The following is a 26,310-nucleotide window of genomic DNA, read 5'->3' as shown; positions in this document are numbered from 1 at the left end:
GCCGGCCGTGGCGAGGGTTGGTTAACGTTACCCGGCTGCGTTAACGATGAGTGGAGCGAAAGGTTCTGGCCGGTCGGAGAAAACAGCGGATGTGCAACCTCTATTCCATGACCGCGACTGTCAACGAACTGAAAAGGCTGTTCGGTCCCTTCGAAGGCGACCGCGACAACCTGCCCCCGTTCGACGAAATCTATCCCGGCAAGCAGGCGCCAATCTTTCGCCGGCGAGAGGGCGGCGGCCTGGCGCTGGAAATGGCTACGTGGGGCTTTCCCGGGCCGGTCGCCGCCAAAGGTCGCCCCGTCACCAATGTGCGCAATCTCAGCAGTCCGTTCTGGAGATCCGCGCTCGAGCGGCCGGATCGGCGATGCATCGTGCCAGTGTCGCGCTTTTGCGAGTGGACCGGCGAAGTCGGGAAGAAGCGCAAGGTGTGGTTCGGAATGACCGAGGCGCACGATCCCCTGTTTGCCTTCGCGGGCCTGTGGCGTCCGGGCGCCAAAGACGCTGCGGACGGGCCGTTCATGGCTTTCCTGACATGTGAAGCGAATGGCATAGTCGGCGCAATCCACCCCAAGGCGATGCCGGTCATTCTTCGACCCACACAGGCAGCGCAATGGCTCGACGGAGGTCGCGAGGACGCTTGCGCCCTTGCCATTCCCTTCGCCGACGCCGACATGCGTTTAATCGACTAAATAGGAGGTTCGGCAATGGCGAAGAAAGCGATGGCTGGTGGCGAAAAACCCAAAGCCAAGAAGGCAAAACCGGCCAAGCAGGCAAAGTCTGGTTCGGCTTCGAAGGCCGGAAAGAAAGAAAAGAAGTCCAAGGCCTCCAGTTCAACGGGCGCAGCCGACGTCATTTTCAAGCTGGCCGAGCATCCGATAGTCGCGGAACTCATCGCGGTTGGAGCGACGGCCGCGGTTGCTGCCATCGCGAAGGGCACCACGGACAGGAGCGGCCGGGGCAACACGCGCGCGGTCAAGGACGCGGGCAAGGCCGCTGCGGCCGCGATCGGTGCAAGACTTGTCGAGGAATTCAAGGCCGTGAAAAAATCGGCCGAGGACAAGGCGAAGAAAGCCTAGAGACTTCTCAGGATGGAGATTCGGGCGCGGCCGATGTCGCGCTCGACCTCAAGTGCATAGCCCCCGGGATCGACCGCATCGCCGCGCGCGGTTTCTATCGCCATCCACCCGCCGGGTCGAAGCCAACCTTTGGCGATTGCCGTTTCGAATACCGCTGTTCCCGAGCCGCAAGCGTAGGGGGGATCCGCAAAAATCAGATGAAATGGTTGCTGTGCCACAAAGCTTCCGGCCTTGGAATTTACAACTTCGGCGCGCCCGCCCACCTTCAAGGCCTGCAGATTACGTCGCAGAGCTTCCACGGCCGCGCGCTCGCTGTCCACAAAGGTACAATGTGCAGCGCCCCTGGAGAGCGCCTCGATTCCAAGGGCTCCGCTCCCTGCGTAGAGATCGGCGACGGTGAGACCGTCAAACGAGCCGAGCCGGCTCGCGAGCATGGAGAACAGGCTTTCGCGAACGCGGTCAGCCGTAGGCCGGGTTGCCTGGCCTGCCGGCGCAACCAACGGCCGGCCCCGCCACTCCCCGGCGATAATCCTCATTTCAGGGTCTGGCGGAAGCGGAAGAGATCCTCGCGCCCGACTTCGGCAATCCTTCCGGGCGCCAGATCCTCAACCGAGAACGGTCCGTAGGCCGTGCGAATAAGGCGGCTGACCTGCATCCCCAGATACTCGAGGACGCGCCGCACTTCGCGATTCTTGCCCTCAGTCAGCGTAAGCTCGATCCAGCAGTTACGTCCGGTCCGCCGCTCGAGGTTTGCATCGATCGAACCGTAGCGGACGCCCTCGATGGTCACCCCTTCCGCCAACTGCTCGAGCTGGTCCTGGGTGACGTCGCCGAACGCGCGTGCGCGGTAAATCCGGCGAATTCCGCTGGACGGCAGTTCAAGCTGGCGCTTCAGGCCCCCGTCGTTGGTCATCAGCAGCAGCCCCTCGGTATTAAAGTCGAGGCGACCAACCGGCATCAACCGGGGCAGGCCCGGCGGCAGGCGATCGTAGATGGTCGGCCGGCCTTTCGGATCGTTTGCTGCGGTGAGCACGCCGGCCGGCTTGTAGAACCGGTAAAGCCGAGCGGCCGCCGGCGGGTTCACGGGCTTGCCGTCGACGGTCACGCCTTTCAGGTCGTCGAGAAGGGTGGCCGGCGTTTCCAGGGCTTTACCTTCAAGTGCGACCCGTCCTTCCGCGATCATCCTCTCGACTTCGCGCCGCGAGGCGATCCCGGCACGGGCGAGCAGCTTGGCAATGCGCTGCTTCCCGTCTTCGCGGACCTCTGGCCGGGCGGCGGATCGAGTCTGTGGCACTGGATGGCGCTTCGTACGTTGCGGTTTCACTGAGAATTGTCCTACGGGGTGGTGATGCTGTTCGGGAAGCGAAAGCGCCGCGTCAAGCGCGTGCTCATCATTGAAGATGAGCCGCTGACCGCGTTCGACAATGAGGTCATGCTGAAAGACGCCGGCTACGAGGTTGTCGCCACCCACGACGATTTCGAAGAAGCCATCGCAGTCATGGACCGCGGGAAGATCGATCTGGTCCTGAGCGATGTCCGCTTGCGCGGCGACAAGACGGGCCTCGAGGTTGCAAGCGAAGCTGTCCGACGTCGTATTCCCGTGCTCTTCGTGACCGGGCATCCGCCTGACAATGCCGAGGAGCTGGCCATTGGCTGCCTGGTGAAGCCGTACTCCGAGAAGACGCTGCGCGCAGCGTTGGACGCGGTCGACCTGCACATTAGCGGCAAGGCCTGCAAGCCGCCCAAAGGTCTTCAGCTTTACCCGATCAAAAGCCCGGGCTGAGGCTCAAAGATAGGCTTCGACGCGCTTGTGGAAATCGGCAATTCCGGTTTCCAGCGTGCCGAGCAGGACGTCACCGGCGAGGCCGCTTTCCATACCGCGCTGGCATAGTTCGGCGGCCTTGAAATCCTCTCCCGCGAAGGCCGCACCGTCGAGCAGGTCCCAGCTCCGCCGCCAGTGAGCTTCGGCCTCGTTGGTCTCGGGTTTGTCGGGAATCAGCATGAAATCCTCGACTAGGCATTGCCCGACGGATTGCGGCATCACGACGAGGATGTTGATGTAGTCGGGGCTGATCACGACAATCGTGTTCGGGAAAAGGTGGTAGGTAAAGGTGACCGCACGGCGGAGCGCGGCCCAGTCCGAGCGGTCGACCGAGGCGAGATAGTCGGCGCGTCCGACGACCGCGCGCTGGTGCTGGCCGATGCGGTCCGCCGCGGTGATTCCGTCAGCAAAAAAGGCGGCGATGGTCGAGGCGTGCAGGCGCTGCACATGATAGGCCTCTAGAAAGGCGTCGATCACCTGTTTCCAGTTGGCAGCGACAGCGTGGGTCTTGCGTCTGTAAAGATGGTGGCCCGCAAAATCAAAGGCGTCGAAATCCGCAGCGACGGCTTCGGCGTCGGAGAAATCAGCCTCGGCGGATTTTGCGTACCAGATTAGGCCGCCGCTTTCCCGCGAGGCGAAGCGCGAGAGGCTTATGTCGCCGGACTCGATGCCGGGAAAACATTCTGCGCGCGGAATTCCGACTAGGCCCCCGTCGGATCGATAGGTCCATGCGTGATAGGGGCAAACGATCCGGCGAGCCGCAATCGGTTCGTCATCTTCCGGACTGATGAGGCGCGTTCCGCGATGGCGGCAGACATTGGCGAGAATGTGCGTCGTCCCGTCGCGGTCGCGGCTGAGAATCAAGGGAAAGCCATAGCCATCATGGGCGACCGCCGTTTCCGTACGATCGAGAAGCGCTGACGGAGCGAGAACAAGCGGTACGGACGCGAACAGCCTGACCATCTCGGCATCGAACTGGCGAGGGTCGAGATACACCTCCGCGCTGATCGTTTCGACGCGAGTTCCCAGGGATTGCTCACCCCGCGCGATCGCTTCGGCAAGCGCAATCTGCCCAGGGGTAGGGTGACGGGCGACCGGGGCATCCATGATGTTCAAGTCTGCGCTTCGGGCCGCGGCGTGGCAAGGCCCTGTTCAGCCGCGAAAGGGCTGCTAAGCATAAGCGAAATCGAACATCGGGGAGCGGATTATGGCGTCGACGGCAGCGGCAAAGGGAGTGCCGCCAGTACCTCCGAAAGGCCTAGGGCTTCTCCGCGCGTCGCTAAGCAACCGCAAGACCGGCATCATGCTCGTGTTCGGTTTTGCTGCCGGCCTTCCTTACACGTTGCTGATCGGCACGCTGAACGCCTGGCTCGGCGAGTGGAAAATCGACTTGGCCACGATCGGTGTCCTATCGTGGATCGGCCTCGCATATGCATTCAAGTTTCTGTGGTCGCCACTGGTCGACCGGGTTCGCCTGCCGGGACTGGAAGGACTCGGCAGGAGGCGTAGCTGGCTGCTCGTTTGCCAGATCCTGCTGACCCTGACGTTCTTCGCGCTCGCGATGTCCGATCCCCGCCTGCAACTGGGCTGGTTCGCACTGGTCGCAGTGATTGGCGCCTTCGCCTCGGCGACTCAGGACGTTGTCATCGACGCCTGGCGGATTGACGTTGCGGACGAACGCGCACCGGTCGAAATCCTCTCATCCATTTATCAGTTCGGCTACCGCATCGCGGCTCTCATCGGCGGCGCGCTGGCGCTGGTGCTTTCCGAGCGCGTCAGCTGGCCGTTGGTTTACGGGATCATGGGCGGCTTCATGGCTCTGACCGTGTTCGCGACAATGTTCGCGCCCGACACGCCGCGGACGGCCGCGGAGACTGAAGAGACCGCGCTTCGAAGCGCCGGAGCGCTGGAACCGAAATACCGGCTCGCTGGGCTCGCCATCGTCGGCATCGGCTGGGCGTGGGCCATCTGGATGATTGCCAGCTTCATGGTCACGATGCTGGGCGGCGATATTGATCCGGCAACGGGCAAACCGCCGTCGGCAGGGGATTTCACCAAGCTGTACGGGCCGTGGATCGTCGCCGCGACGGTAATCCTTCCCGCAATCGTGGCCGCCGTGTTGAACTGGATGCAGGTTCGTGGCGAGCACGTGCTCAAATCCGCCGATCCCGCAGTATCAGCCGGGGAGCGTACAGCCGATCACGCCTATTCGGCATTGATCCTTCCCTTGGGCGAGCTGGTGCGGCGGATCGGCTGGGGCGTGATCATCGTCCTGGGGCTAATTCTTTCCTACCGCATCACCGACAATATCTGGGGCAGCTTCGCCTTTCCCTTCTACCTCGAGGAGCTGAAGTACAGTGGTGACGAGGTCGCGTTCGCGTCGAAGATTTTCGGCGTGTTCATGACGATGGGGGGATCGCCATCGGCGGCCTCCTGTTCGCGACGCTCGGTCGGATGCCGACCTTACTAATCGGTGCGATCGTCGCTGCGGCCAGCAACCTGCTCTATGCCGATCTTGCCTCGGGCGCCGTCTATATTGACTCTTTCGCGCGCACCTTCGGTCTCGAGGCATTTGGACATGACCTCAGGATGGTCCGATTGCTGATCGCCATCTCCGGCGAGAATATCGCCGGCGGCCTCGCAGGCGCGGCATTCGTCGCTTATCTATCGTCGATCACCTCGCGGGAGTTCAGCGCGGTGCAATATGCGCTCTTGTCGTCGCTGACCTTCCTAGTCGGTTCACTTGGTCGCGCCGCGATCGGTGAGGCGATCGAGCAGATCGGCTATGCGCCGGTGTTTCGGATGACAGCCATGATCGGGCTCGTCGCCGTAGGATTCGTCATGCTGGAATGGATCCGTACGGCGATGAGGGACCGGAACGGCAAGACCGGAGGCGATGTGCTGGCTGCCGACCAAGTCCGCGCTGAACAGGGCGATACTGCCTAGACGGGCTGCTCGCCATTTCGCGCGAGCGCCTCACCCGCGAGATAAAGCGAACCGACGATGAGGCGCGGGGCGGGAAGACCGGCCAACGCATCTTCCAGAGAGGCCGCCAACCTTCCACCGAACCGCGCTTCCAAAGCCTTTGGGTCGTGATGCGGGTGATCGGGCACAGGAACGAAAGTGAGCGATGCGGCGACGGGAGCCAGGATCTCGACGATCCGGTTCGCATCCTTGTTGGCGAGGATGCCAAGCACGAGGTGCATTGGCGACCGGCAGGCGAGCAGGCTGGCAAGCGCCTCCGCCGCATCGGGATTATGCGCGCCGTCGATCCAGGTTTCGATTCCCTTCGTCAGCGGGCCATCGGCCAAGCGCTGGAACCGCGCCGCCCAGGCCGCTGCCGCCAGCCCCGAGCGAAAATGTTCGGCACTGACGGGAAGCATATGCTGCGCTTGAAGCATCTGCCAGGCGAGGTTGGCGTTCCTGACTTGCCATGAGCCGGGAAGTGCCGGGACAAGGGACGGATCGGAGTGCCAATCGCGTCCTTCAAGCAGCAGCGTGGCGCCAACTTCAGCCGCGACATTGACGATGGCCGCTTCGGCAGCTTCGGCTTGGGCGAGCGACACGAGCGGAGCGCCTAGCCTGGCGATGCCTGCTTTCTCCGCCGCGATGCCCGCAAGGTCGGTTCCAAGAAATTGTTCGTGATCGCGGCCGACACTGGCAATTCCGCAGACCAAGGGATTTTCAATGACGTTTGTGGCGTCGAGGCGTCCGCCCAATCCGACTTCGATAATGCAGGCGTCGGCGGCATTGCGCGAGAAAGCGAGGAAAGCGGTGGCAGTAGTTGCCTCGAAAAAGCTTGGTCCGATTTCGCCACTGGCCTCGCGCACTTCGCGGAGAAGCTCAGCGAGGGCGTCATCGCTTATGAGCTTGCCGGCAATGCGAATGCGCTCGTTGAAGCGAACGAGATGCGGACTGGTGAAGACGTGAACCCGGTAGCCTGCAGCTTCGAGCCCTGAGCGCAGAAAAGCGCAGGTCGAGCCTTTGCCGTTAGTTCCGGCGACATGGAAGGCTGGCGGGAACCGGTCCTGCGGACGGCCGAGAGCATCGAGCAAGCGGCTGATACGTTCGAGCCCGAGCACGTCAGCGCCCGGTGACAGTTTATGAAGCCGGTCGAGTTCCGACTGGACGGCGGGATCGGCCGAGCGGGCGAAATCGGCCATCAGGCCGCCTTCTTGCCCCGCCCCTTCGCCGGCGTGAGATATTCGATCAGCTTGCCGACCGTGTCCTTCAGGTCGTGACGGCGCACGACCATGTCGATCATCCCGTGCTCGAGCAAATATTCGGCGCGCTGGAACCCTTCGGGAAGCTTTTCGCGAATGGTCTGCTCGATGACCCGCTGGCCGGCAAAACCGATCAAGGCGTCCGGCTCGGCGATCTGGACGTCGCCAAGCATGGCGTATGACGCGGTCACCCCGCCGGTCGTCGGGTCGGTCAGAACCACGATATAGGGAAGGCCGGCTTCGCGAAGCTCGGCAAGGGCAACGGTCGCCTTGGGCATCTGCATCAGCGACAATATGCCTTCCTGCATTCGCGCGCCGCCCGCGGCGGTAAACAGGACGTAAGGGCACTTGTTGGCAATGGCGACACGAACGCCGGCCACGAATGCGGCGCCCACGGCGATTCCCATCGAGCCGCCCATGAAGGCAAAATCCTGGACCCCGACCACGGCCTTGCGGCGATTGATGAGACCCTTGGCATTGGTCAGCGCGTCGCGGGCGCCGGTCGTGGTCCGTGCCGTCTTGATCCGGTCCGTGTAGCGCTTCGTATCGCGGAACTTGAGCGGGTCCTCGCGCACCTCGGGTGAGGGCAAGACCTCGTAACGGCCATTGTCGAACATCTGCTCGAAACGGGCCTTCGAACCGATCCGGTCATGATGTTCGCAGCGCGGGCAGCAGAACAGATTGTCTTCCCACTCCTTGGTGAAGACCATCGCCTCGCACTTCTTGCACTTATGCCAGAGGTTATCGGCCGTCTGGCGCTTTGGAAGAAAAGGGATGCCGTTGCGGACGCGGCTTAGCCAGCTCATTGACGGATCTTTCTGAGGAACCGGCGCGCGACTAGCGCCTAATGCGCCGCACTGTCCAGTTGCAGAGTGCCTGCAATGTCGGCGGCAGCGCGGGCCGGGTCATTGCTCGCAGTGATCGGCCGACCGACAACGAGGATCGATGCGCCGGCCCCCAGCGCATCACGTGGTGTCATCACCCGCTTCTGGTCGGCGTCGGCAGATCCGGCGGGCCGAACCCCGGGCACGACAAAGAAACCGCCTGGCCAAGCGTCTTTCGCGGCGGCGACCTCAGCGCCCGAACATACGATCCCATCCAGCCCGGAACGGCGGGCCAGTTCGGTCAGTCGAACGACCTGATTCTCAGGCGATGACGGGACGCCGATGTCGACCAGGTCGCCGCGGTCGAGGCTTGTGAGAACCGTCACAGCGACGATCTTCGCGCCTTCAGGTGCCGCAGCCTTGGCGGCCTTCAGCATTTCCTGACCGCCAGCGGCATGGACTGTCAGCACCGCGGGTGCGAGCGGCGCCAGCGCAGCCACCGCCTTGGCGACGGTATTCGGAATGTCATGAAGCTTGAGGTCCAGAAAAAGCGGCAGTCCCAGATCCGCGACTTCTGCAACGCCCGCAGGCCCGTTCGCCGCGAAAAATTCGAGCCCAAGCTTGATGCCGCCTACGCTTGGCCCGACGAGTTCGACGATGGTTCGAGCGCGATCGGCATCGGTTGTGTCGATCGCCACGAAGACCGGGTTCTTCACATTCCATCCTCACGCTGCTGCTCGACGGGCGAGGCCGGCGGCGGTGGCGGTACGGGTCGGCCGGAATGACCGTCCGCGCCCTGCCTTTTCAGGCGCCACAGCTTCCCGCGCATGATCAGCCATGTCGGCAGCCAGCCGGCGAGAAAGGCGAGGAATAGCAGGAACGGAAGCTTGATCGTAAGAAGCAAGCCGCCCCAAAGGCTGAGTGTCGCATCCGTCCAGTTGGCGGTTGCGAAAATCGCCAGGCCGGCGGCAATGAGAATCCAGAGCAAGGTCTTTAGGAAGTTCATTGGCGAACATCCTTAGGGCGACGGCAAAGCGAATTCCAGCGCGCCGCAACTCGTCGTGGCCTTGACTCGCTTCATCGCACGCGGCCCAAGACGTTGCTTGTGCGTTCCAGCCCATTGAACGACAGACCGAAGTCACGGGGAGGATTAGGTTTTTGGAACGTCAGTTTCAGATCGGCGTCGCCGGCTTCGCGCTGGTCGTCGCCGCAGTCGCTTTGGCCGGACAGCGACCGCGAGCCGCTCCCGAGCAGGCTGCGGGTCAGGCCAGGCCCGATCTTGTCAAACTCGCTTCCATATCGACGACGAATCGCCACTCGATCGATTATCGTGCGCTCGATGAGCGACTGCGGCGAATGGCGGAGAAGCCGACGATGGTCGGGCTGGCCGTCGGAATCGTCGAAGGCGGACGAATCACGTTCCTGAATGGCTACGGCGAGACGCTTGCCGATTCGGGCGAAAAAGTGACTCCGCAGACGGTCTTCCGCTGGGCATCGGTTTCGAAAGGCGTCGCGGGGACGATGGCCGCTAAGCTGGCCGAAGAAGGCAAGCTCGACTTTGGTGCGCCGATTGCGCGCTATGCCCCGACGCTGAAACTGCCCGGAGGCAATGAACAGCGCGCAACGCTCGGTGACGTACTCAGCCATAGGCTCGGTCTTTACCGCAACGCCTACGACGACAAGCTGGAGGCGGGCGAAAGTCCGTCACTCATTCGCCAGATGTACGCTTCGCTGGCCTCGTTATGCGCGCCCGGCACATGCTGGAGCTACCAAAACATCGCCTTCGATTCGTCGAGCGAGGCGATCGCTCGGGTCGCCGGAAAGCCGTATCAGCAGGTCGTCGCCAATCGCCTCTTCCGTCCGCTGGGGATGACATCGGCCTCTGTCACGCGCGAGGGCCTGGAACGTTCGCCAAGCTGGGCGAGGCCGCATACCGTCGGGCGCCGGCCGCTCGAGCTCAGCGATGCCTATTATCGCGTCCCGGCAGCGGGCGGTGTCAACAGCAACATCAAGGATATGGCGCTGTGGATGATCGCCCAGATGGGCGGAATGCCCGAAGTGCTCGACAAGAAGGTGCTCGACCAGATTCATGCGCCGCTGGTCGCGACTCCGAACGAGCTTGGCCGGCTGCGCAAATTCCGCGAGCGGCTCGACCAGCCTTACTATGGCTATGGCTGGCGTAGCTATGTTTACGCCGGTCACCGGATCATCGGCCATCGCGGCGGCGTTAACGGCTACCGCTCATTGATCCTGTTCGATCCGCAATTGAGGAGCGGTGTCGTCGCACTGTGGAACAGCAATACGTCGCAACCGGGCGGCCTCGAATTCGAGGTGATGGACATGCTGTACGGCCTGCCCTTCCGTGACTGGATGGAGCTCGACCAGGGCGGCGTGGCCCCGGTCGGGACTATCGCCTCCGTGGAAGAAGTGAATAGCGGCGGCGATACGCGCGGCTGATCGCAACGCTCTCGCTTGGCATGCGTTGGCCGGGGAAAGGAGATTTCCCGATGGCCGGAACTGCCGAACCGATGATTCACGAAGACCGGCTTCCCGGTCACGAAAGCAAGCTCAAACCGAAACCGGACTGGGAACCCCGCTATCGCGGCAGCGGACGTCTGAAAGGCAAGACAGCGATCATCACTGGAGCGGACAGCGGAATCGGCCGGGCGACCGCCGTCCTGTTCGCGCGCGAAGGCGCCAATGTCGCTATCCTTTACCTGTGCGAGCATGACGACGCGGCGAAAACACGCGAGGCATGCGAGAAAGAAGGCGCGCGGGCCCTCGCCATCGCCGGCGATCTGGGGGAGAAGGACTTTTGCGAGCAGGCTGTTCAGAAAATCGTCGACGAGTTGGGCGGGGTCGACGTTCTGGTCAATAACGCCGGCGAGCAGCACCCGGACGAAGATATCGTCGACATTACGGAAGAGCAGCTCAAACGCACGTTCCAGTCGAATATCTACTCGATGTTCTACCTCACCCAGGCAGTCCGGCCACATCTGAAGAAGGGCAGTGCGATCATCAACTGCACCTCGGTTACGATGTATAAAGGCTCCAAGGATCTGCTCGACTACAGCGCGACGAAGGGAGCGATCACGGCCTTCACGCGCTCGCTGTCGGAAAACCTCATCAAGGACGGAATCCGGGTCAATGCCGTTGCCCCCGGTCCCATCTGGACTCCGCTCAATCCGTTCGGCGGTAAGCCCAAGGAAGACATACCCGAGTTCGGCAAGGACACGCCAATGGGACGGCCTGGTCAGCCGAACGAGGTCGCGCCTTGCTTCCTGTTCCTGGCCTGCGAGGACTCCAGCTACATGAGTGGACAAGTGCTGCACCCGAATGGCGGAATTATTGTCAACGGCTAGACGCTTCCCCGTTTTCGGCAAATAAAGGCGCTTTCCCTGCGGGAGGGTTTCCGATGCGCATGTTGGTTTCGCTGGTTGCCTGCTTGGTGATCGCAGCCTGTTCCGATGCCGAACACGATGCGGCCGCAGATGCCGACGGCAACGGCTCGATGAACGCGGAGACCGCGGCTGCGGCGGCGCCCGAAGGGCCGACTACGATCGACTGCGAGCGCGCTTCCGGTCAGGCGGAGCAGGCCGTCTGTACGGACAGGGAGCTCATCGCGATCGACCGGGCGATGAGCGAGATGCCGGGGTATGTGGCAGACCCGGAGTGGGTAGCGAGCCGAAACGAGTGCAGCCGGTCGGACGACCTGCGCCAGTGCCTGCTCGACTACTATGTTGGCCGGATCGCCGATCTTGCAGCGAAGGGAATGAAACAAGGCGGCATCGTCTGGGGACCCGTCACATTAAGTTGCGGGACGGAAGACGTGTCCGCTCTGTTTATTCGAAGCGACCCCGGCGCGGTGCATTTGAAGATGGCTGAGCAACGCCTAACCTTGCCGCACGTGTCTTCGGCTTCCGGCGCCAAATATGAAGGAAGAATCGATGGCCAGCCCTGGTCCTTCTGGAGCAAGGGCAAAGAGGCGCTGCTTGTGCGTGCCGGCGGCGACGAGATCACCTGCAAGGAGCTTGGCCGCATCGACGACTAGATGCGACTAGGCGTGCTTCGGCGGCACATCTTTCGACGCGCGTTCGATGTCCTTCTTGCTTTGGCGGTGGGAGGTCCATCGGACACCCATTCCGAGAATAGAGGTCAGCGAGCCGAGTGCGATGACCCACGCGTGCCAATGCGGGTCATTTGACTCGGGCCAGGCGACAACCGCGAGCAGAAGGACGCTAATCGTCGATATGAAATAGCCGAGAAATTTGAGGTCCATGAATTGCAAATGCAGGAGCTTCCAACTCGTTTCACGTCCGCAATCGCGACTTAGCCTTCGAGGCTTACGAAACTGTCGAGAACGCGCTTTCGTCCAGCCTTTTCGAAGGCGATTTCGAGCTTGTTGCCCTCGATCTCCTCGATCGTGCCGTAGCCGAACTTGCCATGGAACACGCGCATGCCGACGCTCAGGTCGTCGCGTCCCTTGTTGCCGAGCGAGACCGCCGATGCGCGTGCTTCGATAACGCGCTGGGGCTGGGTGGTGAACCGTCCCTGCGCGCGCTGCCAGCCAGCGCCGCGCGTGCTAGCGCGATCCGATCGTGCAGCGGCGAGGTGCGCAAATGGATCGCCCTGCTCGCTCCACTGCGCGCGCCACAGGCTCTCCCCGCCGGTCATGGTCGTCTCGCACTCGATATGTTCGTCGGGAAGCTCGCCGACGAACCGCGAGGGAATGGAACTGGTCCATTGGCCGTAAATCCGGCGGTTGGCGGCATGTAGGATTGTCGCCAGGCTGCGGGCTCGGGTGATGGCGACATAGGCCAAGCGCCGTTCCTCTTCGAGGCTGGCAAGTCCGCCCTCATCGAGCGCGCGCTGTGACGGGAAGACGCCTTCCTCCCAGCCGGCGAGGAAGACCAGCGGAAACTCGAGACCTTTCGCGGCGTGGATGGTCATGATCGTGACCTTGTCGCCGCCCTTCTGCGAGTCATTGTCCATGACCAGCGAGACGTGTTCGAGGAAGGCGCCCAGCGAATCATATTCCTCCATCGCTCGAGCAAGCTCGGACAGGTTCTCAAGGCGGCCCGCTGATTCCGCGCTGCGCTCGGCCTGAAGCATCGCCGTATAACCGCTCTCATCCAGCATGATGCGGGCAAGCTCCGGGTGAGGTAGCTCGGCCGCCATTTGCCGCCACCGCGCGAAATCGGCAACGAAGCGGGCAAGGCTGTTGCGGGCCCGCGACTGCAACTCGTCGCTGTCAAGCATCTGCGCAGCGGCGAGCAGCAACGACTGGCCGGTGCGCCGCGCAAAATCGTGAATCGTCGCCAGCGCCTTGTCGCCGAGCCCGCGCTTGGGTTGGTTGACGATCCTGTCGAAGGCGAGGTCGTCAGCCGGCTGCGCGATCAGGCGAAGATAGGCTAGGGCGTCGCGAATTTCCGCGCGCTCGTAGAAGCGAAATCCACCGACGATCTGGTAGGCGAGGCCGATGGCGATGAAACGCTCTTCGAACTCGCGGGTCTGGAACTGGGCGCGGACGAGGATCGCGCAGTCGCTGAGCCGCCCGCCCCGGCGGACGTGGGCTTCGATTTCTTCGCCGACGCGGCGCGCCTCCTCAGGTCCGTCCCACACGCCGATGACCTTGACCTTTTCGCCCGCGTCCACATCGGTCCAGAGAGTCTTGCCGAGCCGGCCAGTGTTGTTGGCGATAAGCCCGCCGGCCGCACCGAGGATGTGCGGGGTCGAACGGTAATTCTGCTCGAGACGGATCACCTTGGCACCCGGGAAGTCCTTTTCGAAGCGCAGGATGTTGGCGACCTCTGCCCCGCGCCACGAATAGATCGACTGGTCGTCGTCGCCGACAACGCAGATATTGCGGCGCGGCTCGGCTAGCAGGCGAAGCCACTCATACTGGCTGGCGTTCGTGTCCTGATATTCGTCGACGAGGATGTAGCGGAAGCGGTCCCGATACTGCTCCAGCACATCAGGATGCGCCTTGAAGATCGTCAGCATGTGCAGCAGCAGGTCGCCAAAGTCGCAGGCGTTGAGCGTCCGCAAGCGCTCCTGATAGGCAGCATAGAGCTCGGCGCCGCGGCCGTTGGCGAAACTTTCCGACTCTGCCGCGTCAATCTGCTTCGGAGTCCAGCCGCGATTCTTCCACCGGTCGATCACTCCGGCGAGCTGGCGCGCCGGCCAGCGCTTCTCGTCGAGGTTGGCGACGACGATCAGCTGTTTGAGAAGACGAAGCTGGTCGTCCGTGTCGAGAATGGTGAAATTGGACTGCAGGCCGACGAGCTCGGCATGAGTGCGGAGCATCCGCGCGGCTACGGAATGGAAGGTGCCTAGCCAGGGCATGCCCTCGATGGCGCCGCCGCTGATCGCGGAGACGCGCTCCTTCATTTCGCGGGCGGCCTTGTTGGTGAACGTGACGGCGAGGATCTGGCTGGGCCAGGCGAGCCGCGTGGCGATGAGATGGGCGAGGCGCGCGGTCAGCGCCGCGGTCTTGCCGGTACCGGCGCCGGCCAGCATCAGAACCGGGCCGTCAGTCATTAACACTGCTTCGCGCTGAGGGGGGTTAAGGCCCTGCAGGTAGGCGGGTTCAGGTTCTAGGGCAGGGGATTCGGGCACAGGCGAACATCTAGGGAACGTGCCCAAGAACAGCAATGGCGGGCCGACCGGCGACCTGTGCAGTAATCGGCCGGCCCGATCGCTGTTTAGGCTTCGAGGCCGTGCTTGAGTGCGCTCATGCGGTCGTGGCCCGCGCGAACCGATTGGTAGGCGCGTTCGACAGCCGTCCGGCTTTCACCGGTAAGATGGTCGCCGTTCAGCGCGGTCTCGAACTTCTCCTTGAGATAGTCTTCGCCGCGCTCGACCTCATTGAGGATCGCCTTGTCATCGCGGCCAGTAACCGCGGCCTTGAGATCCAGCCAAGTCTGGTGAAGTCCGCCCAACGTCGACCCGTCATTATCCGGCTCCCCGCCCAGGCGGCGGACCTCGGCCTGGAGATCGGCGGAGCAACGCGAGCGGTCGTCGGCAAATTGCGTGAACATCTCGCGGAATTCGTTCGAGTGAACGTCTTTCGCGGCCTCGCGATAGCCATTGACGCTGTCGTTCAGCGTCGAGGTGAGGGTCTTGAGCGTAGCGAGATCGTCCGATTGACCGATCATGAAGGTTACTCCTTATGGTGGATGTCCGCTCAACGCGTGGATCGTCCGGAAGGTGCCTTGTGCGCCGCAACAAAATCTTTATTTGGGCCCGCGACTCGGCTGTGATGGGGGACTCCCGCCCCGCAAATCGTCAGTTATTCTCCATATCCCCGTTATCCACAGGCTCGGCGCTGCATTTTTGGCTTTGCGCGACTCGGAAAAGCGAGTCAGGTTCAATTCGTGATCGGGACGGAAGTCCCCGCCTCCCCGGATGGCCGGCAACGGCAGGAAGGTGAGGAGAGGACAGAAGGACCGATCTCCGCCGGCAGGCGATGGAAGGCCCCGGTTCGAAGCTGAACTGCTCTTCGGAGCGATGACGCGGCGGACCATCAAAGGGTCGCTCCGGACCAGCCGGTCAGAGGCGCCGGAAGAGTTGGTCCCGGCTTTTGCGAGGGCGGTTTCCCCCCAGGGAATCAGGCCGCGCAGGAGGGGATTGACCCAAGAAGGCCGCAGAACACCAGGGCGCGTCGAAGCCTTCGGGCTGAGAAGCGAAGTGGACCGGAAGCGGACACGTCCTTCGGGACGAGAAAGTGGAAGGCGAGCGAGGCACCTTCGGGAGCCACCTTGGGGGGAAGCGAACCTGAGCTGGTGCGCAAGGATCGAGGAGCAGGAAACCTTCGGGTCGCCAAGCTGACGAACACCGGCAAATCCATGTCTCGGCGCAGGAGAGGGCTGGCGGAAACGCCGGCCCTCTTACTGTATGCGCCCAATTCTCAGTCGGTGAGATTGGCGGGGACGGTCCCGCCGTTCGCGGCAAGGCGGCGCATAACTTCCTTATGGAGCCAAATGTTCATTTCCGCACTTCCGTCGCGTGCACCGGTGTAACCAAGCTCTTCCGCGAGCTCGTTGCGATTGTCGAGATTGAAATCGATGTCGAGCAGCTTCATCAAATCGACGATCGACGTCCGCCAATTGAGGTCCGGGTTGCCCTTCTTGGAAAGCTTCGCCTCGAGCACCTGCTCAACGTCCACCGTGGCGTTTGACTGCGGCTGAGCCTGCATTTGCGGGGTGGTTGCCGTGCCGGTCCGGGTGTTCGGGCCATCGAGCATTCCCTTGTCGCGAAGGTCGTCGATCGTGGTCTCGTTCTTGTCGCTGCTCGGCGGCAGAATCTTGTCGCGAATCTTGTCCCAGAAACTCATGGCCCATCTTCTCCTGTTTACAGGCGCGACAAGACGTCACGCGGCAAGGTCTGAAACATCGGGGCGTGGGACCAGTTCCGCCATGCGGGCGCGACTCAGTGAGTTCCGGCGGAACTGGGCTTAGTGCACGATGATCATCGTCGACATGCCGAGAAAGGCATGGCCAAAGCGCGTGCACTTCAGCTTGTAGCTTCCGCGGCGCGGAGTCAGGGTGACGATTGCCCGCTCGCCAGATCGCAAGCGAAGCTTGCCGCCCGGCACCTTGCCGCGCTGGACTTTCGACCAGTAGAAGAATTCCGGAGCGTAAAAATCGTGCGTCTCGCCGGACTGGTTGGCGATGGTCAGCCGGACGGGAACGCCGCCCGAAAGATGAATTGGCGATGGGGTGAAGCGGTGACTGGTCAGGATAACTGACACGCGCGTGGCCGATGTGGCCGGAACCGCAGGGCCAGCAGCCAGGAAAAGAGCCGCTGACGCAACGGCCAAACTACCCAATCTGATGGTCGCGAATGTCACGAGAGCACAACGTAAAGCGCAGGCTGGCGGTTGCAAGCGCGGGAAGCTAGCCTCGCCCAATGAGCGAACATGCAAGCAAGGCAGGCCGTCCGAGCGGGATGGCGTCGAGTAACGGCTGGTTGATTCTCACGGCATTGGCGCTCGGCATTGCGGCCGGCGTCGGTGCATCCGCGCTTGGCGACGGCTGGCGCGATCCCGCGATCCGTTGGGCCAGCGCGCTTGGCGGCATCTGGCTCGATGCCCTGAAAGTGACGGTCATTCCGCTCATCGTTGCATTGCTGATCAGCGGGATCGTCGGCGGAGCAAAGGCGGCCGCGGGGAGCCGCGTCGCGGGAAACTCGATCCTGTGGTTCGTCGTCGTGCTCACGGGGTCGGCCGCGTTCGGCGGATTGATGATGCCCTTGCTGCTCGGGCTGTTCCCCTTGCCCGAGCAAGCGGCCGAAGCGTTGCGCGCGGGCCTTGCCGGGGTCGACAAGGCTGCCGCTGCTTCCTCGGTACCGACACCGATCGACTTCGTCCGATCGGTCGTGCCTTCGAACATCTTCGCGGCAGCGGTGAACGACCAGATCCTGCCGCTTACGTTATTCACCGCCGCGTTCGCACTCGCGATAACCAAGATCGATATTCCGCGCCGGGCAAATCTCGTCGATTTCTTCCAGGCCGTCGAGCAGACGATGCTGGTGATGATCGGCTGGGTTCTCTGGATCGCACCGGTCGGCGTGTTCGGCCTCGCATTCGCGCTAGGAGCGGGGGCGGGCGCCTCGGCCTTCGGAGCCGTGATCCACTATGTGCTGCTCGTCATGCTGGTTGGCCTCGGCGTGACCGCCGCAGGCTACCTGATCGCGCTGTTCTTTGCCCGCTGGAGCCTGCGGGACTTCGCCCGGGCTATGATCCCTCCGCAGGCGGTGGCGATCTCCACCCAGTCAAGCCTCGCGTCGCTTCCGGCGATGGTCGGCGCCGCGCGCGGCCTTGGCGTTCGCGAAGAGAATAGCGATGTCACCTTGCCATTGGCCGTCGCTTTGTTCCGTGCCACGGGACCGGCGATGAACGTCGCAGTGGCGGTTTACGTGTCCTATTGGCTGGGGATTGAACTTGCCCCGTGGCAGCTTTTTGCAGGCATAGCGATGGCGTCCATCGCCAGCTACTGGGCGGTCAGCCTGCCTGGCCAGCTTAGTTTCGTCACCTCCATCGCCCCGATCGCGCTGGCGATGGGTTTGCCGGTCGAGCCGCTGGCGATCCTGATCGCGGTGGAAACCTTCCCGGACATCGTCCGGACGCTTGGAAACGTTACCATGGATGTTGCCGTTACCGGCGCGGTCGCCCGAAAAACGCCGTCTCCCGATTAACCACGGCTGACCACCGTTCGTCGATTCGTGGCTCCTCGACCGACGTTCGTCGCATGTCCGTAATGATCGCCGATGCCGGCCTGCCGTTCGTCGATGGCCGATGAATGCGGTTCACCATCGCGCCTAGATCGAAAAGGCGACGCGAGGGCCTTCCAAGCCCACCCCACGCTCCCGAATGGGAGGCCCCGGACGTCGGCACTTAGTCCAGGAGACGGATGATGAAACTGATCATCGCACTGGCCGCCGTCCTGACCTCGGCGGCCCTGACTGTACCGACTGTAAGCGGGGCTCAGCCGATCCCCGAGGTTACCGTCGCATATGCCGGCGCTGGCGATCTCAATCGCGCATGAACCGGCAAGCCGGCCGTTAGATCTTCCCCCAGACTAGCGGCCGGCAATTGCTTTCACCCTGTCGCTATACAAGCGGCCGACCGCCTGCTCGCTCTGGTCGGCGAGAAGTGCGACCCAGCGCCCCGACGGGTTTCGCGAAAATCCCCTGATGAAATCGCGCCGGACAATGGCTGAGCGGTGAAGCCGGACGAACAGGTTCGGATCGAGCTGGTCCTCAAGCGAGGCCATGGAATGATGAATCAGCCAACTCCGCGGGCCGACGTGCAGGCGCATGTAGTCGCGTTCCGCCGAAATACGGTCGACATCGCTGGCAGCGATCCTCACCAGCCCAGTGCGATCCGAAGCCCAGAATTCCTCAAGATGCGCCGATGGCTCGGAAGGCCGCTCTCCCCCGCCCTCGGCCGTTCGATGACGAAGATGTATCCGCGCCCGTTCCAGCGCCTCGGCGAGCCTCGTAGGCTCGATCGGCTTCATCAGGTAATCGACCGCTGCGACGTCGAACGCCGCGACCGCGAACTGATCGAAGGCTGTTACAAAAATCACGACTGGCGAAGGCTGGGTCGTGGCAAGCGCGCGCGCCACCTCGATACCGTCTAGGCCCGGCATTGCGATATCCAGCAGGACGAGATCGGGCGTCAGCGCCGACGCCATTCGGACGGCCGCCTCGCCATCGCTGGCCGTTCCGACCAGGTCGATTCCACCAATGCGGGCGAGCAAAAGCTGGAGCCTTTCAGCTGCCAGCGGTTCGTCGTCTGCAATTAAAACCTTGAGCGTCGATTCACCCATTCTCGATTTCCAACGGCAGGACCAGATGGACCTCATAACCGCCTTCGGCCCGAGGACCAAAGCGCGATCTTGCCGCGGAACCGTAGCGGGCACTTAGCCGCTGTTCGACATTCTTGAGTCCTACCCCCGTTCCGTGATCGGAACTCGGCACTTCGTCGACCTTGCCGGTATTTGTTACAGTGAGCGAAAGCTCCCCTCCGAAGTACGCTCGGCGAGGATTCTGACTGTGACGGTCTCCTTTGACCGGGAGACGCCGTACTTGATCGCGTTCTCGACCAGTGGCTGGAGGATGAGTGCCGGAAGCTTGGCCTTCTGGAGCGAATCCGGGACGTCGATCTCGACGTTCAGCCGGGTCGGAAACCGCACCTTCTCAATGTCGAGATAGAGTCGCTGAAGCTCAATTTCCTCAGCCAGCGTCACCTCCGCATTGGGATCGAGCGACAGGCTGGTGCGGAAGAACGTCGAAATCGCCATCAGCATCTCTTCGGCGCGCTCGTTCCGCTTGGACATGATCAGCGACGAGAGGCTGTTGAGCGTGTTGAACAGGAAATGCGGATTAACCTGATAGCGGAGCGCGCGGATCTGCGCCTGCTGCGCGGCGGCTTCCGCAATTGCCGCACGCTGCCTCAACTGATGAGTCCGCGCCTGGGCGACCAATGCGAGATAGAAAGCGGACCAGGCCGCGAAGAAGAAGAACCAGATGACGGCATTGTCGGCGGCGAAGCGGAACTGGACCCAAGGCTCCAGCTTGTCGATTTTCGGCCAGTTGAGGACGAGGGGATCTTCTCCGGGCCGGTCGATCCGCATGCGGTCGCCGAATTCCGTCACCTCGTAGCCGTCGGCCGTAACGTAATGGATCTCGTCGGTCGGTTTCTCCTGATAGCGGTCGAGCGCGATGAGAATTCCGGACAAGGCACAGGCCGCCAGGAAGGATGCGGATACCGCAATGATCGCCCGGCGGCGCCAGGTGCCGCGGAACGCGAACAGGTTCATCGCGATATAGATGAGAACGGTGAGGAGGAGGCCTACGCCGATCGTCGTCGACTTGTTGAGCAGGACCGTGCCCGGATCGTGACCGAGCAGAGCCCGGACCACTACCGTCGCCATGTACAGGGCCCAAAAGCCGATGATCGATCGCAGCGCCAGGCGCCAGTCTTCGAAACGGTGCGGACGTGTTGCGGCAGCTTCTACCATCGCCGTCACGATATCGCCCTCACTCGAGAGAAGGCAATCGGCCTAGCCGCTCTTGGCAGAAAGGTTGGGCCCTCCGGTCGAACAATCCACAGAAAAATGGAGGAACGCCCTTCGCGACACTTCGTTTGGCTTGACACGAACATACGAGGACCAAGCGCGATGAACGAACAAGGGCCTGCCAACGATGATGACATTCGGGACAAGGCTGCGGATCCCACGCTGTCGGCCGATCCCGATCGGGAACTCGAGTTGAAGCTGAAGAAGGACCCACAAGATCCTGATTTGAAGGCGGATGTCGGTTCCGACGAGTCCATGGATGCGTCCGATCCCAGCTCCGCTACGCAGCCCGGCGGCAATGAGCCGGCGCCGAGCTCCGGATTCCCCGAATAAGGCGATTCAAGACAACCGGTCCGATACAACTCAGTTGCAGAAATGAGACAGTGCCGCCGCCTTGCTGCGCACGGTTAAGATTTCCGACTTGCCGAAGACCTAACCCTTTGATTCAATATGAATGGGGGGTGGGACTATGGTTAAGCGTTTCGCAACCGATTGCGGCGCATGATCCCCACCAGGAAGAAGGAGTGGGATCGATGTCGACGCGCACCAGTCAGCCGGCCGGAGGGGCCCTGCTGCTTGCGGAGATGAAGGAATTCGCCGGTTTTCCGAAGGCGACGCAGCGGTATATTCGCCGTTCGCTGGACGTGGCATTCCATCGCACTGATGCCGTTGAGACCTGGGCCCGCGACGAAGGCGAGTCCGCCTCGATCCGAGCCCAGTCGCGCTTCTACAAGCAGCTCGACCATCTGCGCCTTCAGGTTCCCGACGACAGCGGTCTCGACATGATCGAGCCGTTCATGGGCATGATCGTGACGTTGGCTGCATTCGACCTTGGCCAGGACAGGCTGCCGAGCTTCGCGGCATTTCGCTTCCTCTACGAGCGTCTGCTCGGTGCGGGCGTCCGGCCGTGGCTTCCGGCAGCTTTCTGCTCTGCTGCGGCCTTGCCGCACCTCCACCCCGACCGGCGGCGCGTGCTTCTCCAGTCCATCAGCGAAAGCGCAGCGACCGCGCCTGGCTGGTCGAACCGCGATCCGGTCTTCTGGCCGGAGTGGGTAGAGAAGGTCGACATCGCCGCAGCCGCTTAAATCGGCAAGGCAATGCTCCTGTAGATCGAACTCAAATCCCCGAGGCTCTGCCGCGTGTTTTTGTGATGAATGAAGACGACGCCATGCGCCTCATAGGCGGCGCGGTGGCGATCGCGATCGTCCACCAGGACGTCGCCTGGATCCATGAAGCGATGCTTGTCCCGTGCCATGCACGTGATCACCGGGACGCGGGGGAAATGCTGTTCGCACCACGCCACCTTTTGCGGAGCCGCCCATTTTCCAAGCGGCAGTCCAGTGAGGATGGTCGGGGTCAGATGCGCGACGGCATCGAACAGTTCTCGCGCGTCCGCCATCAACGGCAGCCGGGCGTAGAAATCGGGCGCCTTCGCCAACCGTTTCCAGAATTCCCTGATACCGAAGCGTTTCTCGAATTGTGCAGAGGACATTCCGAGCAAGTCGTGAACACCGCGGTCGAAGTCCGCGAGCACGCCATCAAGGTCGAGGAAAAGCCGCGGCGCCATCAGAACCTGGCCGGCCTCAGCTTCAGCGGGATTGGCGGATCGATTGGCGTCCAGCCCTTCTCGCGGATCACGTCGTTGCTTTCCTTCGCCTTTCGACCCGGCGCGAGCGACCAGGTGATGTGATAGGTCGAGCCGTCGGGCCGGTTAGTTATTCCGTCGATGCTTACTACCATCGCTTGCACGCCCCGCCCATCATCGGACCAGCCGACGATCGCGGATTTCACATCGGGAGGGAGGGGCTTTGCGTGAGCCTTCACTTCCAGCGTCACGTGATCGGCGACCGGTTCGTCGTAGCGCATATCAAATTCATCAAGAAGCGCCCGACGCTGCTCCCTGTCGAGTTTCCAGCCGATCACGGATCCGTTTGCGCCCACTCACGCTGAATGCATGGTGTAGCAAAAAGTTCGTCAGCGTAACGCGATCTTGGCGACGAGATCGGCGGCGAACTCGCTAAGCGTGTCGTCGCGCGCGCCCATGACCACGATCCGGTCGCCGCTTGCGGCCTCTGAAGCGAGCACTCCTCCGAGCTCGTCGCGAGATGGGACATGGATGGCATCGCCGCCGTGAGCGCGGATCGCTTCCGCCAGCCACTCCGAGCCGCGGGCGCGATCGACCGTCCCCCCTGATAGACCGGGTCAGGAAGATAAAGCCGATCGCCTGGTCGCATGCCCGACGCGAACGTCTCCGCAAGTTCGTCGCCCATCTTGGCGAGCGGTCCGTAGCCGTGCGGTTGGAACATCAGGAGGATCCGTCCGGGATGCGCCGCAAGTGTCGCCAGTGTCGCGGCAATCTTGTCCGGGTTATGTGCGAAGTCGTCGATGACCGTGACCCCTGCCGCACTTCCTATAGTTTCGAGCCGGCGCTTGAGACCTTCGAACCGGGAAAGAGCGGAAGCGGCGTCTTCCAGCGGCACCCCAAGGGCAAGCACGGCGCCGATCGCTGCAAGTGCGTTGGAGGCATTGTGGCGTCCGGGAACTGGCAGTTTGACAGGGGCAGAACTCTCGCCCGAACGGACGGTGAAGCTCGTGCCATTTTCGCCGAGCTGAAGATTGTGTCCGATGACGGCCGCGCCAGGACTGTCGAAACCGTAACCGACAGAATCGCGCAGGATCTCGGCCATCGCCCGCGTTTCGGGATCATCGAGATTGACGACCGCCGTCCGGGCCCGCGCGAGGAAGGCGCCGAACAGGCTTCGCAACTCATCCAGACCGTGGTGGTCCAGGCTGACGTTCGTCAGCACTGCCACGGTTGAGCGGTACAGGGCGATTGAGCCGTCACTCTCGTCGACCTCGCTGACGAACAACTCCGGGTCGCCGACAAGTGCCGAGGCGAACGGTGCGGACGGGCTGACGAAATTCTTCATCACCGCGCCGTTCATGACCGTTGGCTGGCGGTGGCAGGCATGAAGGATCCAGCCGATCATGCCGGTGACGGTCGATTTGCCGCTTGTGCCGCCGACGGCGACGCTTGTCTGCGCATCATTGACGAGCTGGGCCAGCAATTGCGGACGGGTCAGGCGTTCCAGCCCGAGTTCGGAGGCGCGGACGACGTCGGGCACGCTTTCCTCGATCGCGGCCGAGGTGATAAGGCGCATGCCTTTCGTCAGGCCGCTTCCGTCCTGGGGGAAAAGCGGGATTCCGAGCGAACGAAGGTAATCGAATTTCGAGGCGAGCCGGCCTGCGTCCAGAGAACGGTCGGAGCCGGCGACCTTTTCACCGCGCGCCCGGACAATGGTCGCAAGGGGCAACATGCCGCTGCCGCCGATACCGCAAAAGAAGGTAGTGGAAGTCGTCATGGCCGCTGCCCTATGGGGAAATGCGCGGCTTGCAAATGGGGAGTGGCATGAAGATTGCGATCGTCGCGCCGAGCTGCACGTTGAAGCGCGAGGCTGCAGAGCAGGTACAAGCTTGTGCTGCACTGCGCGACGGCTGCGAGATTCTCGTCCACCCGCAATGCTTCCTCAGCGAAGGGCATTTCGCCGGGCCGGATGCAGCGCGGCTCTCAGCGCTCCGCGAAGTGATGGCGGATCCCAGCATCGACGCAGTCTGGTTCGCGCGCGGCGGTTATGGCTCGAACCGGATTGCACTTGCGGCGGTGGCCGACCTGCCGGACGAAGCACGACACAAGACCTATCTCGGCTACAGCGATGCGGGCTTCCTGCTTGCCGCTTTTCATAAATCTGGGCTCAAGGTCGCGCACGGGCCGATGCCCCAAGATGTCCTGCGAAACGGCGGCGAGCAGGCGATCGACCGCGCACTGGACTGGTTGCTGCAGCGCAGCGACTCAGGACTAGAAGCGGGGCTCGACGGACCGGCATTTGCCTTCAACTTGACCGTGCTTTCAAATTTTCTGGGGACAGAATTGCAGCCGGACTTTGCGGGACGCGAACTCATCGTCGAGGATGTTGGGGAACATCTTTACCGTACGGACCGCTCGATGTTCCACATCACCAGCAACGCCGACGTTCGCAAGGTGCGCAGATTGCGTCTCGGCCGTGTCAGCGACGTGATTGAAAATGAACCGGATTTTGGGAGCGACGAGGAGCGCGTCATAGTCGACTGGTGTGAGCGTTCGGGAATTGCATATGGCGGACGGGCCGACATCGGGCACGATTCGGCCAACAAGATCGTGCCATTTTCCTAAATTGGCGCTCACCAATTTCCCTCTACAGAGCCATTGCATTGCGAGGCGAATCGCGCTCTACGAATTCCTGAATTCAACAGGAGGGCCTCATGGCAAAATCTACGGGTCGTAAAGCAGGGGGTGGTCTGGCTCGTCCGGTGACCCCGTCGTCGGATCTCGCGGCGATCGTCGGTTCCAGTCCGCTTCCGCGCAGCGAAGTGGTTTCAAAGGTCTGGGATCACATTCGCAAGAACAACCTGCAGAACCCGCAGAACAAGCGCGAAATCCTGGCCGACGACAAGCTGAAGAAAGTCTTTGGCAAGGACCGCTGCACGATGTTCGAGATGAACAAGCATCTGTCGAACCACCTCAAGTAGGTTTTTCGCCGCGCCAGCGGTGAAGGAGAGAGGGCCTGCGCAGCGATGCGCGGGCCCTTTTCGCATGTGCCCGAAAATTACGCGCGAAAAGCGGTGGCCAGCGGTTCCGAAGTCACTGGATAACCGAGGCCGCCAGGAATCGTGACGTGTTGCTTCCCATCGATCGTTTCGACTTGTGGGGTGATGGTTTCGAGCGGGAAGGCGGCCGCGTCGGCCCGGGCCTCACCGATCGAGCCGAAGCGCGCGAGCCGCTCAAGATTGCGCTTGGTCGGGAAGATGGCATGGGCTGTGCCGCCATCGATGCGCTCAAGCAGTTCCGCTGCGCTGACCCACTCGGCGGACTCGCATTCGCCAGGCTGCGGGCGCGGATGCCAATCCCCTTCGGCGGCCTCGGCGAGGAAAAAAATGGTGTCGAAAATCCGAGCCTGAGTGAAGGCCGGCTTCCAACGCGTGAAAGGGATCAAAGCATCGAGAATGGGCGATAGGGCAAATTGGCGGAGCAATTCGGCGAACTCTTCGCCCTGATGAAGTCTACGCTGCGCTTCCGCGACCAAAGCTTCGGACGGCAGTGGATCGAGCGCGACGGCAACTCCGGTTTCTTCGATCAGTTCTCGAATAGCCGCCAGCTTCCAGGCCGCGTGAGGGTCGCTGAAAGTTTTCGCAAGCTCTCGGTCGGCCTCGTCGATACGTCCGCCCGGGAAGGCCAGCGCACCGCCTGCAAAGGCCATGTCGCGGCCGCGTGTCACGGCCAGCACTTGAGGGCGTTCACCACGTCCATCACGCATTACGACGATGGTCGCTGCAGGTATCGCCGTATCGGTCATCGGGGCTGACTTAGGAGCGCCAGGAGGAAAGAAAAAGGCCGGCGCCCCAAGGGAGCACCGGCCTTCTTGCCATCGTCCGCGTGCGGGACGGTGAACATATTACATGGCGTTGACGGCGTTGGCCGAATTGACGTCAGCTTCGTCGATCGCCTCTTCCTTGTTCTCGCCTTCCTCGCGGAGGGCGTCAGCCTGATTTTCCAGAGCGTCCGATTCCGCCTCGCTGGCCGTGTTGTCGGCCATTGCGTCGAGATTGTCGGCGGCGGCGTCATAGTTGTCGGCAACGTTGTCGCCGAGCGTATCGTCACCCTGGCCACCGCAAGCCGACAGCGCGAGCGCAGCGGCACCGACCAAAGCGAAAGAAACCTTCTTCATTGCATTCATCCCCTTGTTG

The 26,310-nt window shown here is 62.4% G+C and carries 32 protein-coding genes and 1 pseudogene; 14 read left to right on the top strand and 19 right to left on the bottom strand.

The window, feature by feature from the left end:
• Window positions 1–107 precede the first annotated feature (107 nt).
• Window positions 108–689, top strand: a complete 582-nt coding sequence (locus G7076_RS08010) for an SOS response-associated peptidase family protein (protein ID WP_166201866.1) — start codon at window positions 108–110, stop codon at window positions 687–689.
• Between the two features lie 15 nt (window positions 690–704).
• Window positions 705–1,076 carry a hypothetical protein gene (locus tag G7076_RS08005; RefSeq protein ID WP_166201865.1) on the top strand — a complete coding sequence of 124 codons (372 nt, stop codon included), beginning with the start codon at window positions 705–707 and terminating at the stop codon, window positions 1,074–1,076.
• Here G7076_RS08005 and rsmD read toward each other — a convergent pair.
• Together rsmD and G7076_RS07995 are read right to left on the bottom strand one after the other, a co-directional pair.
• Window positions 1,073–1,612 carry a 16S rRNA (guanine(966)-N(2))-methyltransferase RsmD gene (gene rsmD / locus G7076_RS08000; RefSeq protein ID WP_166201863.1) on the bottom strand — a complete coding sequence of 180 codons (540 nt, stop codon included), beginning with the start codon at window positions 1,610–1,612 and terminating at the stop codon, window positions 1,073–1,075. The genes G7076_RS08005 and rsmD overlap by 4 nt on opposite strands.
• A complete protein-coding gene (locus G7076_RS07995; protein WP_240913751.1) occupies window positions 1,609–2,370 on the bottom strand; it encodes a pseudouridine synthase in 762 nt (253 codons plus the stop codon). The genes rsmD and G7076_RS07995 overlap by 4 nt, the downstream gene beginning before the upstream one ends.
• A gap of 54 nt (window positions 2,371–2,424) precedes the next feature.
• Here G7076_RS07995 and G7076_RS07990 point away from each other — a divergent pair, with 54 nt between their 5' ends.
• Window positions 2,425–2,859, top strand: a complete 435-nt coding sequence (locus tag G7076_RS07990; protein ID WP_166201861.1) for a response regulator — start codon at window positions 2,425–2,427, stop codon at window positions 2,857–2,859.
• 3 nt (window positions 2,860–2,862) lie between these two features.
• Here the strand turns inward: G7076_RS07990 and G7076_RS07985 are convergent, their stop codons facing one another.
• Window positions 2,863–4,005, bottom strand: coding sequence for an aromatic ring-hydroxylating dioxygenase subunit alpha (locus tag G7076_RS07985; protein WP_166203498.1), 1,143 nt, complete (start codon window positions 4,003–4,005; stop codon window positions 2,863–2,865).
• A gap of 100 nt (window positions 4,006–4,105) precedes the next feature.
• On the opposite strand from G7076_RS07985, the gene G7076_RS07980 reads away from it, so the two are divergent.
• Both G7076_RS07980 and G7076_RS12795 read left to right on the top strand, forming a co-directional pair.
• Entirely contained in the window at window positions 4,106–5,368 is a 1,263-nt protein-coding gene (locus tag G7076_RS07980) for an MFS transporter (RefSeq protein WP_346774086.1), read from the top strand.
• Complete coding sequence (locus tag G7076_RS12795; RefSeq protein ID WP_346774085.1) at window positions 5,353–5,844, top strand: hypothetical protein; 492 nt, start codon at window positions 5,353–5,355, stop codon at window positions 5,842–5,844. Before G7076_RS07980 ends, G7076_RS12795 begins: the two co-directional genes overlap by 16 nt.
• Here G7076_RS12795 and G7076_RS07975 read toward each other — a convergent pair.
• Genes G7076_RS07975 through G7076_RS07960 form a run of 4 tightly spaced genes read right to left on the bottom strand, consistent with a single transcriptional unit; the run spans window position 5,841 to window position 8,951 of the window.
• Complete coding sequence (locus G7076_RS07975; RefSeq protein ID WP_166201859.1) at window positions 5,841–7,061, bottom strand: folylpolyglutamate synthase/dihydrofolate synthase family protein; 1,221 nt, start codon at window positions 7,059–7,061, stop codon at window positions 5,841–5,843. The genes G7076_RS12795 and G7076_RS07975 overlap by 4 nt on opposite strands.
• A complete protein-coding gene (gene accD / locus G7076_RS07970) occupies window positions 7,061–7,927 on the bottom strand; it encodes an acetyl-CoA carboxylase, carboxyltransferase subunit beta (RefSeq protein WP_166201857.1) in 867 nt (288 codons plus the stop codon). The genes G7076_RS07975 and accD overlap by 1 nt, the downstream gene beginning before the upstream one ends.
• A gap of 38 nt (window positions 7,928–7,965) precedes the next feature.
• Window positions 7,966–8,661 carry an orotidine-5'-phosphate decarboxylase gene (gene pyrF, locus G7076_RS07965; RefSeq protein WP_166201855.1) on the bottom strand — a complete coding sequence of 232 codons (696 nt, stop codon included), beginning with the start codon at window positions 8,659–8,661 and terminating at the stop codon, window positions 7,966–7,968.
• Window positions 8,658–8,951 carry a hypothetical protein gene (locus G7076_RS07960; RefSeq protein ID WP_166201853.1) on the bottom strand — a complete coding sequence of 98 codons (294 nt, stop codon included), beginning with the start codon at window positions 8,949–8,951 and terminating at the stop codon, window positions 8,658–8,660. Before G7076_RS07960 ends, pyrF begins: the two co-directional genes overlap by 4 nt.
• Window positions 8,952–9,103: 152 nt before the next feature.
• On the opposite strand from G7076_RS07960, the gene G7076_RS07955 reads away from it, so the two are divergent.
• Genes G7076_RS07955 through G7076_RS07945 form a run of 3 tightly spaced genes read left to right on the top strand, consistent with a single transcriptional unit; the run spans window position 9,104 to window position 11,996 of the window.
• Window positions 9,104–10,402: a serine hydrolase domain-containing protein gene (locus tag G7076_RS07955; protein WP_166201851.1), complete on the top strand. Its 1,299-nt coding sequence runs from the start codon at window positions 9,104–9,106 to the stop codon at window positions 10,400–10,402.
• Between the two features lie 50 nt (window positions 10,403–10,452).
• The gene (locus tag G7076_RS07950) at window positions 10,453–11,307 is read left to right on the top strand and encodes an SDR family oxidoreductase (protein WP_166201849.1); all 855 of its coding nucleotides are present in this window, start codon (window positions 10,453–10,455) and stop codon (window positions 11,305–11,307) included.
• Between the two features lie 53 nt (window positions 11,308–11,360).
• A complete protein-coding gene (locus G7076_RS07945) occupies window positions 11,361–11,996 on the top strand; it encodes an MliC family protein (protein WP_166201847.1) in 636 nt (211 codons plus the stop codon).
• A gap of 6 nt (window positions 11,997–12,002) precedes the next feature.
• Here the strand turns inward: G7076_RS07945 and G7076_RS07940 are convergent, their stop codons facing one another.
• From G7076_RS07940 to G7076_RS07920, 5 genes are all read right to left on the bottom strand, one after another.
• Window positions 12,003–12,224 carry a hypothetical protein gene (locus G7076_RS07940; protein WP_166201846.1) on the bottom strand — a complete coding sequence of 74 codons (222 nt, stop codon included), beginning with the start codon at window positions 12,222–12,224 and terminating at the stop codon, window positions 12,003–12,005.
• 50 nt (window positions 12,225–12,274) lie between these two features.
• Window positions 12,275–14,563 carry a UvrD-helicase domain-containing protein gene (locus tag G7076_RS07935; RefSeq protein ID WP_240913750.1) on the bottom strand — a complete coding sequence of 763 codons (2,289 nt, stop codon included), beginning with the start codon at window positions 14,561–14,563 and terminating at the stop codon, window positions 12,275–12,277.
• Window positions 14,564–14,649: 86 nt separating this feature from the next.
• A complete protein-coding gene (locus G7076_RS07930; protein ID WP_166201844.1) occupies window positions 14,650–15,102 on the bottom strand; it encodes a PA2169 family four-helix-bundle protein in 453 nt (150 codons plus the stop codon).
• A 752-nt stretch (window positions 15,103–15,854) separates the two neighbouring features.
• The gene (locus G7076_RS07925; RefSeq protein WP_166201842.1) at window positions 15,855–16,280 is read right to left on the bottom strand and encodes a DUF3597 domain-containing protein; all 426 of its coding nucleotides are present in this window, start codon (window positions 16,278–16,280) and stop codon (window positions 15,855–15,857) included.
• A gap of 120 nt (window positions 16,281–16,400) precedes the next feature.
• Window positions 16,401–16,796 carry a cupredoxin domain-containing protein gene (locus tag G7076_RS07920; protein ID WP_240913749.1) on the bottom strand — a complete coding sequence of 132 codons (396 nt, stop codon included), beginning with the start codon at window positions 16,794–16,796 and terminating at the stop codon, window positions 16,401–16,403.
• Between the two features lie 59 nt (window positions 16,797–16,855).
• Here G7076_RS07920 and G7076_RS07915 point away from each other — a divergent pair, with 59 nt between their 5' ends.
• Together G7076_RS07915 and G7076_RS12700 are read left to right on the top strand one after the other, a co-directional pair.
• Complete coding sequence (locus G7076_RS07915; RefSeq protein WP_240913748.1) at window positions 16,856–18,142, top strand: cation:dicarboxylase symporter family transporter; 1,287 nt, start codon at window positions 16,856–16,858, stop codon at window positions 18,140–18,142.
• A gap of 215 nt (window positions 18,143–18,357) precedes the next feature.
• Window positions 18,358–18,492, top strand: coding sequence for a hypothetical protein (locus G7076_RS12700; protein WP_277343917.1), 135 nt, complete (start codon window positions 18,358–18,360; stop codon window positions 18,490–18,492).
• A gap of 33 nt (window positions 18,493–18,525) precedes the next feature.
• Here G7076_RS12700 and G7076_RS07910 read toward each other — a convergent pair whose 3' ends face one another.
• The gene (locus G7076_RS07910; protein ID WP_166201838.1) at window positions 18,526–19,278 is read right to left on the bottom strand and encodes a LytTR family DNA-binding domain-containing protein; all 753 of its coding nucleotides are present in this window, start codon (window positions 19,276–19,278) and stop codon (window positions 18,526–18,528) included.
• 174 nt (window positions 19,279–19,452) lie between these two features.
• Window positions 19,453–20,472: a histidine kinase gene (locus tag G7076_RS07905; protein WP_240913914.1), complete on the bottom strand. Its 1,020-nt coding sequence runs from the start codon at window positions 20,470–20,472 to the stop codon at window positions 19,453–19,455.
• A 159-nt stretch (window positions 20,473–20,631) separates the two neighbouring features.
• Here G7076_RS07905 and G7076_RS07900 point away from each other — a divergent pair, with 159 nt between their 5' ends.
• Together G7076_RS07900 and G7076_RS07895 are read left to right on the top strand one after the other, a co-directional pair.
• Window positions 20,632–20,862 (top strand): hypothetical protein, encoded by a 231-nt coding sequence (locus G7076_RS07900; protein WP_166199296.1) that lies wholly within the window; start codon window positions 20,632–20,634, stop codon window positions 20,860–20,862.
• A gap of 200 nt (window positions 20,863–21,062) precedes the next feature.
• Window positions 21,063–21,614, top strand: coding sequence for a hypothetical protein (locus G7076_RS07895; RefSeq protein WP_166201834.1), 552 nt, complete (start codon window positions 21,063–21,065; stop codon window positions 21,612–21,614).
• Here the strand turns inward: G7076_RS07895 and G7076_RS07890 are convergent.
• The 3 genes and pseudogenes from G7076_RS07890 to G7076_RS07880 all read right to left on the bottom strand — a co-directional run bounded on the left by G7076_RS07890 (window position 21,611) and on the right by G7076_RS07880 (window position 23,891).
• Window positions 21,611–22,096: a hypothetical protein gene (locus G7076_RS07890; RefSeq protein ID WP_166201832.1), complete on the bottom strand. Its 486-nt coding sequence runs from the start codon at window positions 22,094–22,096 to the stop codon at window positions 21,611–21,613. The two genes, G7076_RS07895 and G7076_RS07890, sit on opposite strands and share 4 nt — an antisense overlap.
• Window positions 22,096–22,395: a hypothetical protein gene (locus tag G7076_RS07885; RefSeq protein WP_240913747.1), complete on the bottom strand. Its 300-nt coding sequence runs from the start codon at window positions 22,393–22,395 to the stop codon at window positions 22,096–22,098. The genes G7076_RS07890 and G7076_RS07885 overlap by 1 nt, the downstream gene beginning before the upstream one ends.
• 108 nt (window positions 22,396–22,503) lie before the next feature.
• Window positions 22,504–23,891, bottom strand: a pseudogene (locus G7076_RS07880) (Mur ligase family protein).
• Between the two features lie 47 nt (window positions 23,892–23,938).
• Between G7076_RS07880 and G7076_RS07875 the strand changes: the two are divergent.
• Window positions 23,939–24,739 (top strand): LD-carboxypeptidase, encoded by an 801-nt coding sequence (locus G7076_RS07875; protein WP_166201829.1) that lies wholly within the window; start codon window positions 23,939–23,941, stop codon window positions 24,737–24,739.
• Between the two features lie 89 nt (window positions 24,740–24,828).
• Window positions 24,829–25,095, top strand: a complete 267-nt coding sequence (locus G7076_RS07870) for an SWIB/MDM2 domain-containing protein (protein ID WP_166201827.1) — start codon at window positions 24,829–24,831, stop codon at window positions 25,093–25,095.
• Between the two features lie 77 nt (window positions 25,096–25,172).
• Here the strand turns inward: G7076_RS07870 and G7076_RS07865 are convergent, their stop codons facing one another.
• On the bottom strand, window positions 25,173–25,919 hold the full coding sequence (locus G7076_RS07865; RefSeq protein WP_166201825.1) for an NUDIX domain-containing protein: 747 nt from the start codon (window positions 25,917–25,919) through the stop codon (window positions 25,173–25,175).
• Window positions 25,920–26,018: 99 nt separating this feature from the next.
• Window positions 26,019–26,291, bottom strand: a complete 273-nt coding sequence (locus tag G7076_RS07860) for a hypothetical protein (RefSeq protein ID WP_166201823.1) — start codon at window positions 26,289–26,291, stop codon at window positions 26,019–26,021.
• Window positions 26,292–26,310 lie beyond the last annotated feature (19 nt).

Source organism: Sphingomonas sp. HDW15A (genome assembly GCF_011301715.1).
In the GTDB taxonomy this organism is placed as follows: Bacteria; Pseudomonadota; Alphaproteobacteria; order Sphingomonadales; family Sphingomonadaceae; genus Sphingomicrobium.
This window is presented reverse-complemented; position numbering and strand designations above follow the sequence as displayed.